At 44.4% G+C, this 15,838-nt stretch carries 12 protein-coding genes; 4 read left to right on the top strand and 8 right to left on the bottom strand.

All coding sequences use genetic code 11. From position 1 onward, the window contains the following. Window positions 1–419 precede the first annotated feature (419 nt). Window positions 420–1,568 (top strand): iron-containing alcohol dehydrogenase, encoded by a 1,149-nt coding sequence (locus V7R42_RS15135; RefSeq protein ID WP_334021073.1) that lies wholly within the window; start codon window positions 420–422, stop codon window positions 1,566–1,568. Here the strand turns inward: V7R42_RS15135 and V7R42_RS15130 are convergent. The 7 genes from V7R42_RS15130 to V7R42_RS15100 form a co-directional block, all read right to left on the bottom strand. Then, window positions 1,565–2,332 (bottom strand): 3-keto-disaccharide hydrolase, encoded by a 768-nt coding sequence (locus V7R42_RS15130; RefSeq protein WP_334021072.1) that lies wholly within the window; start codon window positions 2,330–2,332, stop codon window positions 1,565–1,567. The genes V7R42_RS15135 and V7R42_RS15130 overlap by 4 nt on opposite strands. A gap of 65 nt (window positions 2,333–2,397) precedes the next feature. Next, window positions 2,398–3,015 carry a gluconate 2-dehydrogenase subunit 3 family protein gene (locus V7R42_RS15125; RefSeq protein WP_334021071.1) on the bottom strand — a complete coding sequence of 206 codons (618 nt, stop codon included), beginning with the start codon at window positions 3,013–3,015 and terminating at the stop codon, window positions 2,398–2,400. Next, window positions 3,015–4,700 (bottom strand): GMC family oxidoreductase, encoded by a 1,686-nt coding sequence (locus V7R42_RS15120; RefSeq protein WP_334021070.1) that lies wholly within the window; start codon window positions 4,698–4,700, stop codon window positions 3,015–3,017. The genes V7R42_RS15125 and V7R42_RS15120 overlap by 1 nt, the downstream gene beginning before the upstream one ends. A 44-nt stretch (window positions 4,701–4,744) precedes the next feature. Next, window positions 4,745–5,665 carry a hydroxypyruvate isomerase family protein gene (locus V7R42_RS15115; protein ID WP_334021069.1) on the bottom strand — a complete coding sequence of 307 codons (921 nt, stop codon included), beginning with the start codon at window positions 5,663–5,665 and terminating at the stop codon, window positions 4,745–4,747. Further along, window positions 5,658–6,875: a nucleoside permease gene (locus tag V7R42_RS15110; RefSeq protein ID WP_334021068.1), complete on the bottom strand. Its 1,218-nt coding sequence runs from the start codon at window positions 6,873–6,875 to the stop codon at window positions 5,658–5,660. Before V7R42_RS15110 ends, V7R42_RS15115 begins: the two co-directional genes overlap by 8 nt. Window positions 6,876–6,901: 26 nt before the next feature. Beyond that, on the bottom strand, window positions 6,902–7,969 hold the full coding sequence (locus tag V7R42_RS15105) for a sugar phosphate isomerase/epimerase family protein (protein WP_334021067.1): 1,068 nt from the start codon (window positions 7,967–7,969) through the stop codon (window positions 6,902–6,904). A gap of 36 nt (window positions 7,970–8,005) precedes the next feature. Continuing rightward, window positions 8,006–9,160: a Gfo/Idh/MocA family protein gene (locus V7R42_RS15100; protein ID WP_334021066.1), complete on the bottom strand. Its 1,155-nt coding sequence runs from the start codon at window positions 9,158–9,160 to the stop codon at window positions 8,006–8,008. A gap of 375 nt (window positions 9,161–9,535) precedes the next feature. On the opposite strand from V7R42_RS15100, the gene V7R42_RS15095 reads away from it, so the two are divergent. From V7R42_RS15095 to V7R42_RS15085, 3 genes are all read left to right on the top strand, one after another. After that, window positions 9,536–10,540, top strand: coding sequence for a LacI family DNA-binding transcriptional regulator (locus V7R42_RS15095; RefSeq protein WP_334021065.1), 1,005 nt, complete (start codon window positions 9,536–9,538; stop codon window positions 10,538–10,540). 54 nt (window positions 10,541–10,594) lie between these two features. Then, on the top strand, window positions 10,595–11,533 hold the full coding sequence (locus V7R42_RS15090) for a sugar phosphate isomerase/epimerase family protein (RefSeq protein WP_334021064.1): 939 nt from the start codon (window positions 10,595–10,597) through the stop codon (window positions 11,531–11,533). 64 nt (window positions 11,534–11,597) lie between these two features. Beyond that, on the top strand, window positions 11,598–11,921 hold the full coding sequence (locus tag V7R42_RS15085) for a DUF3392 family protein (protein WP_334021063.1): 324 nt from the start codon (window positions 11,598–11,600) through the stop codon (window positions 11,919–11,921). A 17-nt stretch (window positions 11,922–11,938) separates the two neighbouring features. Here V7R42_RS15085 and V7R42_RS15080 read toward each other — a convergent pair whose 3' ends face one another. After that, window positions 11,939–15,820, bottom strand: coding sequence for a hybrid sensor histidine kinase/response regulator transcription factor (locus tag V7R42_RS15080; protein WP_334021062.1), 3,882 nt, complete (start codon window positions 15,818–15,820; stop codon window positions 11,939–11,941). Between the last annotated feature and the right edge of the window lie 18 nt (window positions 15,821–15,838).

The following is a 15,838-nucleotide window of genomic DNA, read 5'->3' as shown; positions in this document are numbered from 1 at the left end:
CTCACTATAAGCCGTTGCTTCTTAGTGACTCACCCTGTTCGAGTGAGGTGCGCATTATACGCTGGAAGTTTTCGTTGTCAACACTTTTTGAAAATTTATTTTCTGAAGCGTTTCTTATAAACTCCCGTCTTTACTGGCCTATAAAGGTAGTAGAGACTTACTCCAGGAGGCTTGCTGTTTTGCTTTCCCCCCGAAGCGGATGCGCATTTTAGGGAAATGAGCGCTCACGTCAACAAGTATTTTAAAAAAATCCTTATTTTTCGATCGTTTGCATAAACAACGCGCAATATGTTCATAAAAACCGCTAATTCACCGCGCTTTTCACGATCTATAAGGCTAGTTAATTGGTAACTCACGCTGTGTACTATAAATTAACAGAACAGTATTTGAACGTGTACGTGGATTATTGAGGGGTTTGCATGAAGGTTTCAGAATTTAAAACCGCAGGAAAACTCATAACGGGTCTTGGCGCTATAAAAGCTCTCCCCGATGAAATGTCGAGATTATCTATAAAGGACAGTGCCATCGTTACTGACAAGGGCGTTTCTTCATCTGGCCTTCTTGATCAACTACTCGCACTATTACCCTGTTCACCTTTACTTATTATTGATGACATTCCACCAGAGCCTGAAGTGAATATCATAGAAGATAAGTTAGCGCTACTTCGTGAGAAGCAAGTAGACGGAATTATTGCTCTTGGTGGAGGTAGCGCTATTGATAGTGCGAAAGTACTTGCCGCGACATACGATCATACTGGCTCCCTCAGTGAACTCTTCGGTGAAAATACGCTTTCAAAACGGCGTTTGCCTCTTATTGTTATCCCTACTACTGCCGGTACAGGTTCAGAAGTTACCAATATTGCTATCTTGTCAGATCCGATAACACAGATGAAAAAAGGAATTGTTAGCCACTGCTTGCTACCCGATGTTGCCATCGTTGCACCTGAAATGACAAAAACATGCCCTCAGTCCATTACAGCAGCGAGCGGTATAGACGCATTCGTTCACGCGCTTGAAGCTTATATAAGTGTAAATGCTAGTGCGATAACCGACGCTCTGGCAGAGAAAGCACTCAAGCTTATCTTCAATTCATTACTTCACGCTTATAACAATGGTGAGAACTTATCTGCACGTGAAGATATGGCCACCGGCAGTTTAATGGCCGGTCTTGCGTTTGGAAACGCAGGCGTAGGGGCAGTGCATGCATTGGCTTATCCACTGGGGGGACGGTTTCATCTGTCACATGGCATGAGTAACGCGGTAATGCTGCCTCATGTATTGAAAGTTAATGCACCGTTCTGCCAAGACAAACTTTATTGTGTAGCAAAGCTTTTAAAGGTATGTGAGCGCCACCACTCGAAAGAGGAAGTAATTAAATTATTATTAGATGCTATTGAAAAACTGTGTCGCGATGTAGGCATTCCCGCTTCACTTACCCACTTTAATATTCCGCCTTCTTGCGTAGGTGAATTAGCAGAAGAGGCGAGTAAAGTAACTCGCCTTCTTCGCAATAACCCTAAGCAATTGAGTATTGAGGAGATTGAAGATATTTATCGGCTTGCTTTTTAAAGTGGCCTTACCCAGATATTCTTAAAGCTTACTAAGTTGCCGTGATCTTGTAATTGAAGCGGCGCGCATCCGTGTGCTTTGTACTTAGGCGCACCGATCCATTCTGTTGTCCCTTGGATTTCAGTATGGTTCTGAACCACTACGCCGTTATGTATTACCGTAACATAGCCTTTCGTTGCTAGCGCTTCACCGTTAAAGGTTGGAGCTTTATACATGATGTCGTAAGTTTGCCATTCGCCAGGCGCCTTCATAGCGTTAACTAAAGGAATGGTTTGTTTATAAACACTTGCAGCTTGACCATTGGGATAGGTCTTATTCTGATATGAGTCCAAAACTTGAATTTCATATCGCTGCTGCAGGAAGATACCACTATTATTACGCTGTTGTCCTTCCATTCCCGCTTCTGGCTGCGGCACTTTCCACTCTACGTGCAACTGAACATCACAAAACTCCGCTTTCGTTTTGATATCGCCCGTTCCCGGCTTCACAGTTAGTACACCGTTTTCCAGCGTCCACTTAGCCTCACCTTCTTTTACTGAAGTCCAGTTCGATAAATCATCACCAATTAAAGAGATGGCATCAGAGGGCACGCCTGCCTTATCAAAAGAAACCACTCCAGGAACAGGTTCCCAAACTTCCGTTTTAGCGGCCTGCTGTTCGCGGGTCAAACGCGATTCGCTTTTCTCAGTATCTGCATCTGTCGTTGCGCATGCATAAAGTGGCATGAGCAAGGCCACTGTTGAAGCGACGAGTGTTTTATTCATAGTGTCAGTACCTTGTTTTATCCGTTGTATAGCTGTGTTGTGTTTGGCAGCTCGATAGCGCAGGCTTAGGTTGCCCACGCTTTGTCGCCCTTCTTATAAGGGAATGCACCGTCGTAACGTCCAGGAATAGCCACATATCGAAGTACTTTAGTCGCGCCAACTTGAGATGTGAAAAAGCAATAAAGTGTTAGCTGTTTTAATAACGTAAAGTAGTGAGGGGTTGGCTGATCGGTGCCTGGCTCCCACTGGCTTGGCTTTCCTGTTTCAACGCCTTGATAAACACCGTTAGCAAGGTTTGCCGCTTTCGCTTCTACATCTAATTCGTTAAATAATTCTTCTCGTTCTTGTTTGGTAAGCTGAACAAATTGCTTGTTGAAACGACTTTGACTTAACGAAGATATTTTCTTAACGCCATCTAGAAAAGTCTTTTGAAGCAAAGGTGTGTAGCAATCGGTTACCAACACAGCCATTGTTGCACCAACGTTAGCCGCTTTTGCTCCGGGCGTGTCGGTTTGCGGAATAATCACCTCTGCCATTTCATTCAGCAAGGCCACATCTTTTTCATTAAACAATGTGGCGCTAAGTGGTACGGCGGGCACATCCGTATAGGCAAGTACATTACCTGCAAACAATGCTGTGCCTGTAGCAGTTGCGATGAGTTTAAGTAGTTCTCGGCGTTCCATTATAGATTTCCTCGCTTTAACTCTTCTACGGCAAAGTCTGCAGCTCTTGCCGTTAATGCCATGTAGGTCAGTGAAGGGTTAACACAGCTGGCCGATGTCATTGCCGCACCATCGGTCACAAATACGTTCGGTGCATCCCACACTTGGTTGTGTGCGTTAAGCACAGAGCTTTTTGGGTCTCTTCCCATACGCGCCGTCCCCATTTCATGAATGCCCATACCTGGTGCGTAGTCTGCATCCCAGCCTTGAACATTTTTAAGGCCCGCCGCTTCAAACATCTCTATCGCGTCTTGCTGCATATCCTTGCGCATCTTAAGCTCGTTTTCTTTAATCTCAACGTCCATCGCAAGTACTGGTAAGCCCCATTTGTCGGTGACTTTTTTGTTCAAGTAAACTTTGTTCTCGTGATACGGAAGCATTTCACCGAATGCTGTCATACCGATTGTCCAAGGACCCGGCTCGGTTATCGCATCTTTAAGCCCAGCACCTATACCTAGCTCTGCAATGTCTTTGCGCCAACCTGAACGGCTTGCGCCGCCTTGATAACCAAACCCACGCAGGTAGTTTCGCTTATCACTTCCCCAGTTTCTAAACCTTGGCACATAGAAGCCACTTGGTCTGCGACCGTACGTGTATTTGTCGTCAAACCCTTCAACCTTAGCCGAAGCACCTACTCTAAAGTGGTGGTCCATCACATTATGGCCCAATTCGCCACTGCTGCTTCCTAAGCCTCCGTCCCATACATCCGTAGCGGAATTCATCAGTACCCATGCCGAGTTCAATGCTGACGCATTTACAAAAATAATTTTGCTTTTAAATACATAGGTCTCGTTGGTTTCAGCATCGATAATTTCAACGCCAGTCGCGCGTTTCTTGTCTTTGTCGAACAAGATCTCTTTCACTATCGAGAAAGGTCGAAGGGTTAGGTTGCCTGTTTTAACCGCAGCCGGAAGTGTAGACGCTTGGGTACTGAAGTAACCACCGAAAGGACAACCCAACCAGCACTTATTGCGGTATTGGCAATGAACACGCCCTTCTTCAGGTTTACTTTGTGTCATGTTTGAAGTGCGGCCATGCACCATATAACGGGCGCCTTCATAAGCCTTTTTCACCCGCGCCGCGACACTTTCTTCTACAATATTCATTGGCATTGGTGGCTGGTATACACCGTCAGGCAATACATCTAAGCCATCGCGATTACCACTGATACCCGCAAATTTTTCTACGTAGTCGTACCACGGTGCCAAATCGTCGTAGCGAATAGGCCAGTCGACCGCAATGCCCTCTTTAGCATTGGCTTCGAAATCTTCTTTGTTCAAGCGGTAACTTTGACGGCCCCACAACAATGAACGTCCGCCGACGTGGTAGCCTCTGTACCAGTCGAAGCGCTTGTCTTCGGTATAAGGGTTTTCTTTTTCATTTGCCCACATGCCGTACGTTTTTTCATTTAGCGGGTAATCGCGCTTAAGCACAGGATAGTCAACTTTCATAGCCTGAGTAGGCAAATCTCGGTGAGGAAAATCCCAATCCTCTTTGTGCGCATTTTTATAATCTTTAATATGCTCGATATTTTGGCCACGTTCTAACATGAGCACTTTTAGGCCCTTTTCAGTTAGCTCCTTAGCAGCCCAACCACCACTGATACCAGATCCAATAACTATTGCATCGTATTCGTTACTCGCCATAACACGTCCTTAAAACTTCATTCGTCGCTGTGCCTGTTCGCACGTTACACATCACAGATTTCAATCGCTTGCTGTAGCGACGCTATTCTGTTGGCTTTGGTTTTCGGTGTGGGTATAAACTCTTGCGCTAAGTAGCCTTTAAATCCGGTCTCGACAATGGCTTTAGCAATTGCCTGGTAATTGAGTTCTTGAGAAGCATCTATTTCGTGACGCCCAGGTACGCCGGCCGTATGGTAGTGACCAAAGTATTGGTGGTTATCTCGTATGGTACGAATAATGTCACCCTCACTAATTTGCATATGGTAAATATCGTAAAGCAGTGAGAAATGCTGAGAGCCGAGACGCTTACAAAGGTCTATACCCCACGCAGAGTTGTCAGCCATATAATCTGGATGATTAACCTTACTATTGAATAGCTCCATAAAAATAACTACGCCACGCTTCTCTGCATAAGGAAGAATACGACTCAATCCCTTAACCGCATTTTCTAACCCAACTTTTGGTGACATGCCCCTTGCATTTCCGCTAAAGCAGATAAGATTTTTGTATCCCGCATCAGCGACCAAATCGATGTGCTTTATATAACGCGCTTCTAGTTCATCGTGAAGCTCACTGTGAATGAAGCCGTCTTCAAGGCTTATCTCGGCGCCGTTACACATAGAAGAGTCGATGCCATATTGCTTTAGCACAGGCCAATCTTCAGGGCCTACTAAGTCAATGGCTCCAAACCCTAATTGCTTAACGGTCTGGCACAACTCTTCAATGCTTAAGTCGCCGTAAGTCCACCGGCTTACCGAATGGTTTACATTACCTTTAAGCGGCGTATTCACAGTGTTGCTATCTTTTGTACTCGCTATAGCAGGCATAGCAGTGGCTAAACCAGCTGCTGCTAACCCTGTTCCGGCAATGCCTGCCCCTGTCATAGCCATACTCTGAAGTAATTTTCTGCGGGTAATGTTATGCATCTGTGTTCACCTTTTCCTTTTTAAACAGAATGGCGAATAGCACTAACACAACCGCGGCAAACCCTGCAGGGAATATCCAAATCTGCTGCCAACTATGCGCACCTGTTTCTAACGTGTAGGTATCGGTAATTGCGCCAGCAACGGCAAAACCCACCAGCATACCTACGCCATATGTCGCCAAGGTAATCAACCCTTGTGCTGCACTTTTTACGCTCTCGCCCGCCTTTGCATTGGTATAGATTTGCCCTGATACAAAGAAGAAGTCGTAACAAATACCGTGCAGGGCAATACCAATAATAAGCATGAACAAGCCTTCGTCAGCGTTCCCGAATGCGAACAGTGCATAACGAACAACCCACGCCGCCATACCAATCACCAATGTGGCTTTAATACCGAAACGGTTCAAAAATACCGGCAGGGCCAACATAAACAACACTTCGGAGACTTGACCCAATGTCATCTTGCCCGTTGCATTTGCAACGCCTATTTCGGTGAGGAAAGGATTCGCATTTTGGTAGTAAAACGCCAGTGGAATACAAATGAGTACCGAAGAGAGAAAGAACACAAAGAAGTTCTTATCTTTGAGCAGTGCCAACGCGTCCAAACCAAGAATGTCGCGTATGGTTACCGCTTTACCGCTAGATTGAGGTGGCGTGTTTGGCAGTGTAAAACTGAATACGCCCAACATTAGCGAGGCAACGCTGCACAATAAGAACGTGTTTTTGAGCATACCATCGGCAATAGACTGTGCAGAATCCCATGAGAAGACATAGCTAATCATAAGGCCTGCCACAATCCAGCCGATAGTGCCCCACACACGAACTTTTCCGAACTCTTTTGACGGGTCGACCATTTGTCCGAATGACACTGAGTTAACCAAAGCAAGCGTAGGCATGTATGCAATCATGTATGCCAACACATAGGGGTAAAAGCTGGCGAAATCATTCGCTTGGTACATACAGTACATAAGCACGGCGCCAACAATGTGTAGTAATCCGAGGATCTTTTCTGCATTAAAGAACCGGTCAGCAATAAGGCCCACAATAAAGGGGGCAATGATGGCGCCCCAACTCTGGGTTGAGAAAGCCATACCGATTTGCCCACCATTGGCAGACAGGGTATTCGATAGATACGTGCCTAATGTTACAAACCAGCCTCCCCAAATGAAGAACTGAAGGAACATCATCAAACTAAGGCGTAGGGTTATCATAGTTATTGTTATCCTAGTGATGGCGCTTAGCGCTCAAGGCCTAAAATACGATTATTCTTCGCTTCGCTAACGTCTCCACCAGCAAAATCGTCAAACGCATATTTGCTTGGCTCGATAATGTGTGAAGCGATAAACGGTGCGCCTTCCGCTGCACCTTGCGCACTGTCTTTTAAGCAGCATTCCCACTCTAGCACTGCCCAACCTGAGAAACCGTACTGGGTAAGTTTGCTGAAAATACCTTTGAAATCGACCTGACCGTCGCCAAGCGAACGAAAACGCCCTGCCCGGTCTTGCCAGTCTTGATAGCCGCCGTACACACCGTTTCTACCGTTAGGATTAAACTCGGCGTCTTTAACGTGAAACATTTTGATCCGGCTGTGGTAGCGGTCAATGAAGTCAAGGTAGTCAAGCTGCTGTAAAACAAAGTGACTTGGATCGAAAAGAATATTTGCCCGTGGGTGGTTATCTACTGCTTTTAAAAACTGCTCAAACGAAGCGCCATCGTGCAAGTCTTCTCCAGGGTGAATTTCGTAGCATACGTCAACACCTGCATCGTCGAATGCGTCGAGAATGGGTTTCCAACGCTTAGCTAATTCAGCAAAGCCTTGCTCGACCAAGCCAGCAGGACGCTGAGGCCACGGGTAAACCAAGTGCCACATTAATGCACCAGAAAAGGTAGCGTGAGCTTTCAATCCCAAACGCTTACTGGCAATTGCCGCACATTTGAGCTGATTAATTGCCCATTCAGTCCGCGTTTGTGGCTTGCCGTGTAAGTGCGCTGGCGCAAAGTTATCGAATAACTCGTCGTAAGCGGGATGAACCGCTACTAGCTGACCTTGTAAATGCGTAGAAAGCTCAGTAATTTCTACGCCTGCGTCTTTACAAATTTTAGCGATGTTGTCGCAGTATTCTTGGCTTTCAGCCGCTTTTTCTAAATCAAACAGACTAGGATCGGTAGGTACCTGTATTCCCTTGTAGCCTAGCGACGCTGCCCACTTCGCCATATTTTCGAGCGTATCGAACGGCGCGTCTTTTCCCATGAACTGAGCAAGGAAGATAGCAGGCCCTTTGATAGGTTGTTGATTAGTAGCCATAAGCGCTCACCTTTTTTATTGTATGTTGTAATTGCATTACTGCGTTCCTTCCTGACTAACCGACTCCCATTTGGTGTCGCTGTCAGTACTGGCAAGCATGGCATCTACAAATACCATTCCGCGTATGCCTGAATTTATTCCTGGAACGCCGTCAGCCGTGCCTTTTAGATTCGCACGTACTGCTTTAGCAAAATCGGTATACAAGTTTGCCATTGCTTCTAAGTAGCCTTCTGGGTGACCAGCTGGAACGCGACAACGTGCAGATGCCTGGTCACATAACCCAACTTGACCTTGACCCGCTCTAAACACTTGATAAGGGGCATCAACGGGGCGATAGATAACGGAGTTTGGCTCCATTTGACGCCACTCCAACCCGCCTTTGTCACCGTAGACGCGAATTTTCAGTGCGTTTTCTTCACCGGCACAAACCTGTGAAGCAATCAGCACACCCGACGCGCCCTTTTTAGTTTTAATAAGCGCGGCGCCGTCATCATCTAATCGGCGTCCTTCAACATGCGTGTTCAACTCGCCACATAGCGAGGTAACACTGTCGTTTAATACAAACTCAACCAGTCCAAAAGCATGAGTGCCGATATCGCCCATTGCCCCCGTTGCCCCAGAAATTGCCGGGTCGGTGCGCCACTGCGCTTGTTTGTTGTGCGTTTCTTCTTCTCCTGACAACCAGCCTTGCGGATACTCAACATATACTTTTCGAATTTCGCCTAGCTTACCGCTTTCAACGAGATGACGTGCTTGCCATACCATAGGATAACCAAGGTAGGTATGAGCCAAGCCGTATAGCGATTCACTGGCGTGAATAACATCCTGAAGCTCTTTTACTTCTGCAAAGCTAACGCCCGCTGGTTTTTCACAGAAGACATGAAAGCCTGCTTTGATTGCGGCAAGTGAAATAGGTACGTGAAGATGATTAGGCGTTACGATTACAACAACCTGCATGCGCTGCTGGTCAGGTAACTTGGCTTCTTCTTCTAACATTGTCTGCCAGCTACCGTATGTGCGCGATGTTGATACGTTCAATGCAGAAGCAGTACGCGTATTATTTTCTTCGTTGCGGCTAAATGCGCCACACACCAACTGATAGTTCCCATCTAACCCAGCAGCATGACGATGCACGGCACCAATAAATGCGCCTTCCCCGCCTCCGATCATTCCCATTCGAATTGGTTGCATTGAAAATCCTCTATGTGCGAGCGCACTGTTGGTGTTATCACTACACCAAAATGTAACCCGTTACATTTTTACGGTCAACACAAAAAACAGCATTTCATTAAACTAAAGTTTACAAATAACGAGGCAATACGAGCTTACTGCCTACTTAGACGCTTATTTCTGCACCAAATATGAACATAAACATGACAAAAATTTACATACCTTCTACAAATAACCTTTGACCTTTCAATGAAAGTGGGTATTCTTTTTCCTAAAATGAAAACGGTTACATATTTATTTCACGTAAATTTTGAGTTTGCTTCCACCTTATAACCCACACATTTAGTGGGTTAGGTTTACAATGCGCGAGTAAGCTAACAAACAACAACAACGTACATGGCAAATATTAGAGATGTAGCAGATAGTGCCGGCGTGTCGGTCGCTACCGTATCAAGAACATTACAACAACCAGAGCGTGTTTCACCTAAAACGCGCAATAAGGTGATGGCCGCTGTTCAGGCCGTTGGATATAAACCTAACTTAATGGCGGTTAAGTTTCGCTCGGGCAAAACGCATAATTTGGTGGTACTGGTGCCTACAGTAGCGAACGTATTTTTCGCCCGTGTTATTAGCGGTATGCAGGAAGCGGCGGCCGAACTGGGCTATTCCATTTTACTTGCCAATACGCTTGGTAATAGTGAAATAGAAAGCCATTACGCCAAGATGGTTAGTACTTCTCAGGCTGATGGACTTATACAATTACGTGCACACAACCCATTTGATGCCACGATGATTAACGACAATGGCCTACTTCCCATGGTGAATGCCTGTGAGGTGATTGACGATGGCCAATATCCTGTTGTGTCGTTAGACAACCGCGCTGCGGCCAAAGCCATGACAGAGCACTTAATTTCGTTAGGCCATACCCGTATTGCCATGATTAAAGGGCCTAACTCAAGCCCGCTGACCCAAGAGCGCTTGGTGGGATACAAAGACGCGCTAGCGCAAGCCAATATAGAGTTTGATGAAAGCTTGCTGCTACCCGGTGACTTTACATTGCAAGCCGGATACAACGCAGGTGAAGCGATTAGCCGCCTTGAAAATAGACCTACGGCGGTGTTTTGTGAAAATGATGAAACCGCTATTGGTGCCATGCAAGCCTTTAAGCAAGCTAACCTGCATGTGCCCAACGACATTTCAGTGGCAGGTTTCGATGACATTGCATTTTCAGCATTTGTCGACCCGCCGTTAACCACTATTGCCCAACCCGCGGAAGAGTTTGGTAGAACGGCGGTTACGCTACTAGTGGACTTACTTAACGGAAAAATTCGCAAGGCCCCGAAAGTTATTATGCCCTTTGAACTTATTGTGCGTGAAAGCACGGGCAAGGCTTTGGGTTAATTGAAGATAGCAATGCACCATCACCTATGTACCACTACAGAAAAGGAGCACGCAGTGAATTTAAGTAAAGAAAACTTAAGTAAGACAGCAACGTTAGACGCGGCCAGCGATATTAGGTGCGGCGTTTCAAGACGTCAGTTCATTAAATACTCGTCTGGTTTATTGGCGGCTATGAGCGCTCCTGCTGTATTGGCGCACGGGCACAGTAGTGATAAAGGAGCGATGATGAAGGGCATGCATAACAGTGCTGTTGGTCTGCAGCTTTATACGCTTAGAGATATAATGAAGGTAAGTGTGCCAGCTACGCTTAAACTAGTCGCCGATGTTGGTTATTCCGAAATGGAATTTGCGGGCTACTTTGACCAAAGTGCAAAAGAAATTAAGCGACTGCTTGATGACAATGGCCTCACCGCGCCTTCGGCTCATATTCAGTTAGACGCTTTCGATACTAACCTGTCACAAATTTTAGATGACGCACAAACCGTTGGTCACAAGTACTTGGTAGTTCCTTGGCTTAGCGAAGCGCAGCGTGGTAAAGGCATTGCACCTTACCAAGCCCTTGCCGATAAGCTAAACACTATTGGTGAAGCCTGTAAAAAAGAAGGTATTACCCTTGCCTACCACAACCACGATTTCGAGTTTGAAGTACGCGACGGCAAAACACCATTAGACGTGCTTATAACTCAGACCGACCCAGACCTTGTTGCCATGGAGCTAGATTTGTACTGGACGGTAAAAGCGGGTAAAAACCCCATTGATTACTTTAAGCAGTACCCAGGCCGCTTTAAACTTTGGCACGTAAAAGATTTAGCTGAAGACGGCAGCTTTGCTGACGTGGGCAAAGGTACCATTAACTTTAAAGAGATTTTTGCGCACGGCAAGTTGGCCGGTATTGAACATAAATTTGTAGAGCGCGATCAAACCACCGACCGCATTGCCACTATCGAACAAGGTTTTAAAGCGGTAAGTGCACTAAATAAAAGCGTTAGCTAACGCTTTTTACTTTGTCGTGGTTATAATGGGCACATAATAAAAAATCGTCATAGCAGTAATTTATATGAATGAACTTTTAAGTGCCCTATCTCGCGCATTAAGCCCTTATTACACCGAGCTTAGCATTATGCTTATGGCCACTATTCTAGTTGTGTATGGTGACCTGATAAACGGCCATGTAAAACGCGTTCTTGCGCCGTGCCATTTTTTTATTCGCGTTAGCTTGTTTGTAGTACTGTGTGCCTTTGGCTATGGTGCATTAACCCTTTTCGGCGCACCTTTTTTAAAACACACCCTAGCCTACTTACCTTGGCAGTACCAAGGCGCAGGCTATGTGGCATCGTTTTTATTGATTGGCTTTTTGGCGGAAAGGCGTAGGTATATTTAGCGTTACTAATTTTATTATTACGCTACTGTCTGATTGTATTGCTCCACAAACTTTTTGGGTGGTAAGTGCATAACCTTTTTAAATGATGTCGAGAAGTAGGCTGCTGTGCCAAAGCCTACATCCAGACAAGTATCTAAAATACTATTTCCCCTTAAAAGTAATGGAATAGACTTTTCAATTCTAAAGCGAGAGAGAAACTCGCTGAAGTTATAGTCAAAAAGCTCTGACATTCTCCGGTTCAAACTTCTAGGACTTATCAATAACTGCGAGGCAGCTTGATCTCTATTGAATGATTCATTGTGATAGTTCTTTTCCAATACAGCGATAAAATTCAAATAAAATGCCATATCCTTTTCGTTATCAAACTCGGGAATTTTCAGGCACCCGAATTTAAATGCAGGCTCTTCACTTTCCTCTTCTTCTCGTTCTTTTGCTTCTCTGACCGACAACAAATGCTCAACCCTAAGAGTAATTTCCTCATTAGATGCAGGCTTTGCCAAGAAATAATCCACTTTCTCTTCTAACGCTGATTTTTCAAATGCTGCTCCGGTTTCAGCGGTTAGCATCAATATCGGGACATTGGCATAGCTGCTATTACTGCGAATTTCTCTTGTTAAACCCAGCCCATCCATTTCGTGCATCATTTGATCAGTAATCACTAAATCGACCAGATAATGCTGCATGACATCCAGCGCCTGAACACCGTTACGAGCGACTAGACAGCGATATTTACTAGAGAACAAATCGAAAAGATAAGAGCGAAACTCTCGGCTGTCATCTACTATTAATAATGATTTTTTATTCGACTTGCCACTGGCGGGTGACAGCTTTTCAGCATGTGAATTTACAAATTCAACGTCATCAATAGGTAACGTCACTGTCACTTTTGTTCCGATACCTTTTTGACTTTCTAAAGTAATTTCTCCCTGATTTAATTCAACTAGAGTTTTCACCACGGCTAAACCAACGCCATTCCCTTCGTGCTCAGTGCTCCCTTTGGTGAATCGCTCGAACACTTTTTTGTGTAACTGCGCTTCGATTCCTTCTCCATTGTCACTGACGGTTATTTTAAGCACTTTACTATCTTGTATGGCAGCTACTTTTATTGTGCCAAGCTCTGGTGTGAACTTAATTGCATTTTGGATTAAGTTTGCCAAAATTTTCTCTAAGCTGTCGCTAATAAGAGATATTTCTTCCTTCCCTTTAATACGAACTTCAATATTCTGTCTTTTTTGCTTAGCTAATGGTTGCATTGATAAGACGATGAACTTTATATTGTCCAGCGAGTAAGACTTATAGTAGTCGGCAGCAGCCAAGGCCCTCGGGACATCATGCCCCATCTGATTTACTAACTGCTCAACCCTTTTCATGTTGTTTTGAACACATATAAGCTCTTTACTAGCTACTTTATCTGTTTGGGAAATGTTTTCTAACGAACCATTGATAAGTTGGATGGGAGTGCGAAGCTCGTGAGTAATTTCGTTGATGAAGCGCTCTTTGCTACGAAGCATTTTTTCGAATCTGGAGTGGCCGTCAGTTATTTCGTAGCGGGTAAGATAGTTGTAGAATTTAGTGGCTTTGAAATAAACCCATAACTTACTCAGATAATTAAGCTTGTGTGCGATAACGAGGCTCAAAGCAATAATGAGATAACTCCAAAGAGCAAATATTTGGAGATATATCGGTGGCTTTACCTCAAACGCTATTGTGGATATAGGGTTTCCGGTTCCCAACACCCTCGCTTGGAACTCATAGCTACCCGACTTTAGTTCCGACAATGTAAGAAAGGCTTGAGATTGGGGATGCACAGTCCATTCATCGTCAACTCCTAGTATTCTGAACTCTAGTTTTTGCGTTTCATTCTCTGAAAAGCTGTTAGTTCTAAAGTCCACGGAGAATGTATCAAAATCGCTGTCTAACATTACAGGATTAGAGCTACCTCCAGCTTTTTGAAGCATCTTATGAGATCCCAAATCTTTCGCAGACCATTCGATGCGAGTAAAAACAACTCTACTCCTAATATTTTCTTTTGCCCTCATAGCCAAAATGGCTTTAGTCTCAGAGATTACATATGAGTATTTGTCGCCGAGGATTATTAGGCGATCTCCTAGTTCTTTTATTCCACGGTATTCGAAGTCAGTATCAAATATCCCATCATTTTCATTGAAAGAGATTAGGCCGCCTTCTGGCGTTACAACAAAGAGCCCCATGTTCGACAAGAACCAAAAATTATCATTCGCACTTAACAGCCCTCCCCTGATAAACCTAGCCCCCGTACCTTCAAGTAGACTAGATGAGGCTATCTCACCAGTACGCTTATCGATAGATTTAACTCCCTGCCCTGAGGTACAGAGTAAGAAAGTATTTTCCAGCTCGATTAAGCAAGTTAGTCCCACCCAGTTTCCCTCATCAGGAGAAATTGACTTCCAATTAAACTTAGACATTTGGATATGAAAGAAACTGTTGGTATCAAACCCTGCGATTTCACCAGAACTTGTTAAAACGGAAGCGAGCATTTCTTTAGGCGCTGGTATATTATCTACTATCAGACCTCTATCTATAATGCTATAAGATGCGTTCTCTCCAGTGTCGTGATACAAATAGGCGCGTGACGCAGGGTCTTTAAAAATATGAGTATACTCAGAACTGCAATAATCAAAGCCTCTACCAGTGTTTGAATATTCCGAAGTAACTTCGTTCAATTTACCGTCTATGCAGCTATTATGTTCCCAAAAATTAAATGGCTCTATCTCTCCTGTATCTAAATCTATGAGAAAGTCGTCGTCTTTTGTACTTACAGCAAACCCAAATTCATTACTGCTACCGAATGACTTAATATTCTTTCTTAGAACTTGACCATTTTGATGGACAAGGTTTATGGCTTCGTGGGAACGAGAAATAGAAACCAACCCTAGCTGGGAAGATGCTATCAATAATTCGCCCGATGGCAATTCTGCAATTTTTACGATACTTTTTATTCCCTCAGAAGTTATCAAAGGCGCCATGAAGTCAGGTTTTACTATTTGCCCTCCTTTGATTTCGAACAGCCCTCCTGCTGCAACAAAAAATCGACCTTGTTCTGAAACATAAATATCTGAAACAGAGCTGGAAGAACTTAGACTTCTAAACGGATAAAATGTTTTTTCGTTAGTTGACGTGTCCCAGTCGTAGACTCCTTCTTTTCCGCCGATATAAACTTTAGAGTCATACACTGAAACAGCGTCAATTGAAGAAAGTGAAGTGAATGAATTATCAATAGTTATCAACTCACTGACTTTTCTGTCAGCATCAACTATTACTAACCCTTTGTTAAAAGCTAGGAAGACTAAACCGTTTTTTGATACCGAAAGCGACAAGACTCCTTCTACTTTCCCGACACCAACATTTGATGCCCAACTTTGTAGCTCACCCGTCTCAATGTCCACGACGATAATCCCACTAATCAACGAGACTACAAGATAGTGTTCCAAGACTCCTATCTTCCAAGCGTATTTGGGCCACTTGCTTTCGTTATGGAAACTTTCTACTAGACCAGTACCTACATTGAGCTTGTAAACCCCAACTCCAAACTCAACTATCCATAGTGTCTTTTTCCCATCAAAATAAAGGTCAGAGACCATTCCACGTCTAGTAGGCGGTGATCCATAATTTATCTTTTCAGATTGCCCGCCAATATATTTAAAAACACCATTTTCAGATGCAATATAAACAGCATCACCAACAACTTCGATGTCTCTGATGATACCCGCCGGTATACCCGCAAACTGAGTTTTTCCATTCAATGTAACCCCGAAAGCTCTGGCATCACTTGAAATAATGAGACAGAAAAACATCAATATTGCGCCAATCTGGATAAATTGTTCAATAGATCTCTTCTTTGTCTTCAACCGCAAATCCATCTGTCAGTAGCCTTGTTA

This window comes from Alteromonas sp. S015 (assembly GCF_036864485.1).
Lineage (GTDB): Bacteria > Pseudomonadota > Gammaproteobacteria > Enterobacterales > Alteromonadaceae > Alteromonas.
The sequence above is the reverse complement of the archived record's forward strand: the minus strand, read 5'-3'. Positions and strand labels throughout refer to the sequence as shown.

Excerpts from the sequence above, each read along its gene's own strand:
- V7R42_RS15120 (WP_334021070.1), bottom strand. The coding sequence starts at position 4,700 with ATGGCGAGTAACGAATACGATGCAATAGTTATTGGATCTGGTATCAGT.
- V7R42_RS15130 (WP_334021072.1), bottom strand. The coding sequence starts at position 2,332 with ATGAATAAAACACTCGTCGCTTCAACAGTGGCCTTGCTCATGCCACTT.
- V7R42_RS15115 (WP_334021069.1), bottom strand. The coding sequence starts at position 5,665 with ATGCATAACATTACCCGCAGAAAATTACTTCAGAGTATGGCTATGACA.
- V7R42_RS15135 (WP_334021073.1), top strand. The coding sequence starts at position 420 with ATGAAGGTTTCAGAATTTAAAACCGCAGGAAAACTCATAACGGGTCTT.
- V7R42_RS15105 (WP_334021067.1), bottom strand. The coding sequence starts at position 7,969 with ATGGCTACTAATCAACAACCTATCAAAGGGCCTGCTATCTTCCTTGCT.
- V7R42_RS15100 (WP_334021066.1), bottom strand. The coding sequence starts at position 9,160 with ATGCAACCAATTCGAATGGGAATGATCGGAGGCGGGGAAGGCGCATTT.
- V7R42_RS15110 (WP_334021068.1), bottom strand. The coding sequence starts at position 6,875 with ATGATAACCCTACGCCTTAGTTTGATGATGTTCCTTCAGTTCTTCATT.
- V7R42_RS15125 (WP_334021071.1), bottom strand. The coding sequence starts at position 3,015 with ATGGAACGCCGAGAACTACTTAAACTCATCGCAACTGCTACAGGCACA.
- V7R42_RS15085 (WP_334021063.1), top strand. The coding sequence starts at position 11,598 with ATGAATGAACTTTTAAGTGCCCTATCTCGCGCATTAAGCCCTTATTAC.
- V7R42_RS15080 (WP_334021062.1), bottom strand. The coding sequence starts at position 15,820 with ATGGATTTGCGGTTGAAGACAAAGAAGAGATCTATTGAACAATTTATC.
- V7R42_RS15095 (WP_334021065.1), top strand. The coding sequence starts at position 9,536 with ATGGCAAATATTAGAGATGTAGCAGATAGTGCCGGCGTGTCGGTCGCT.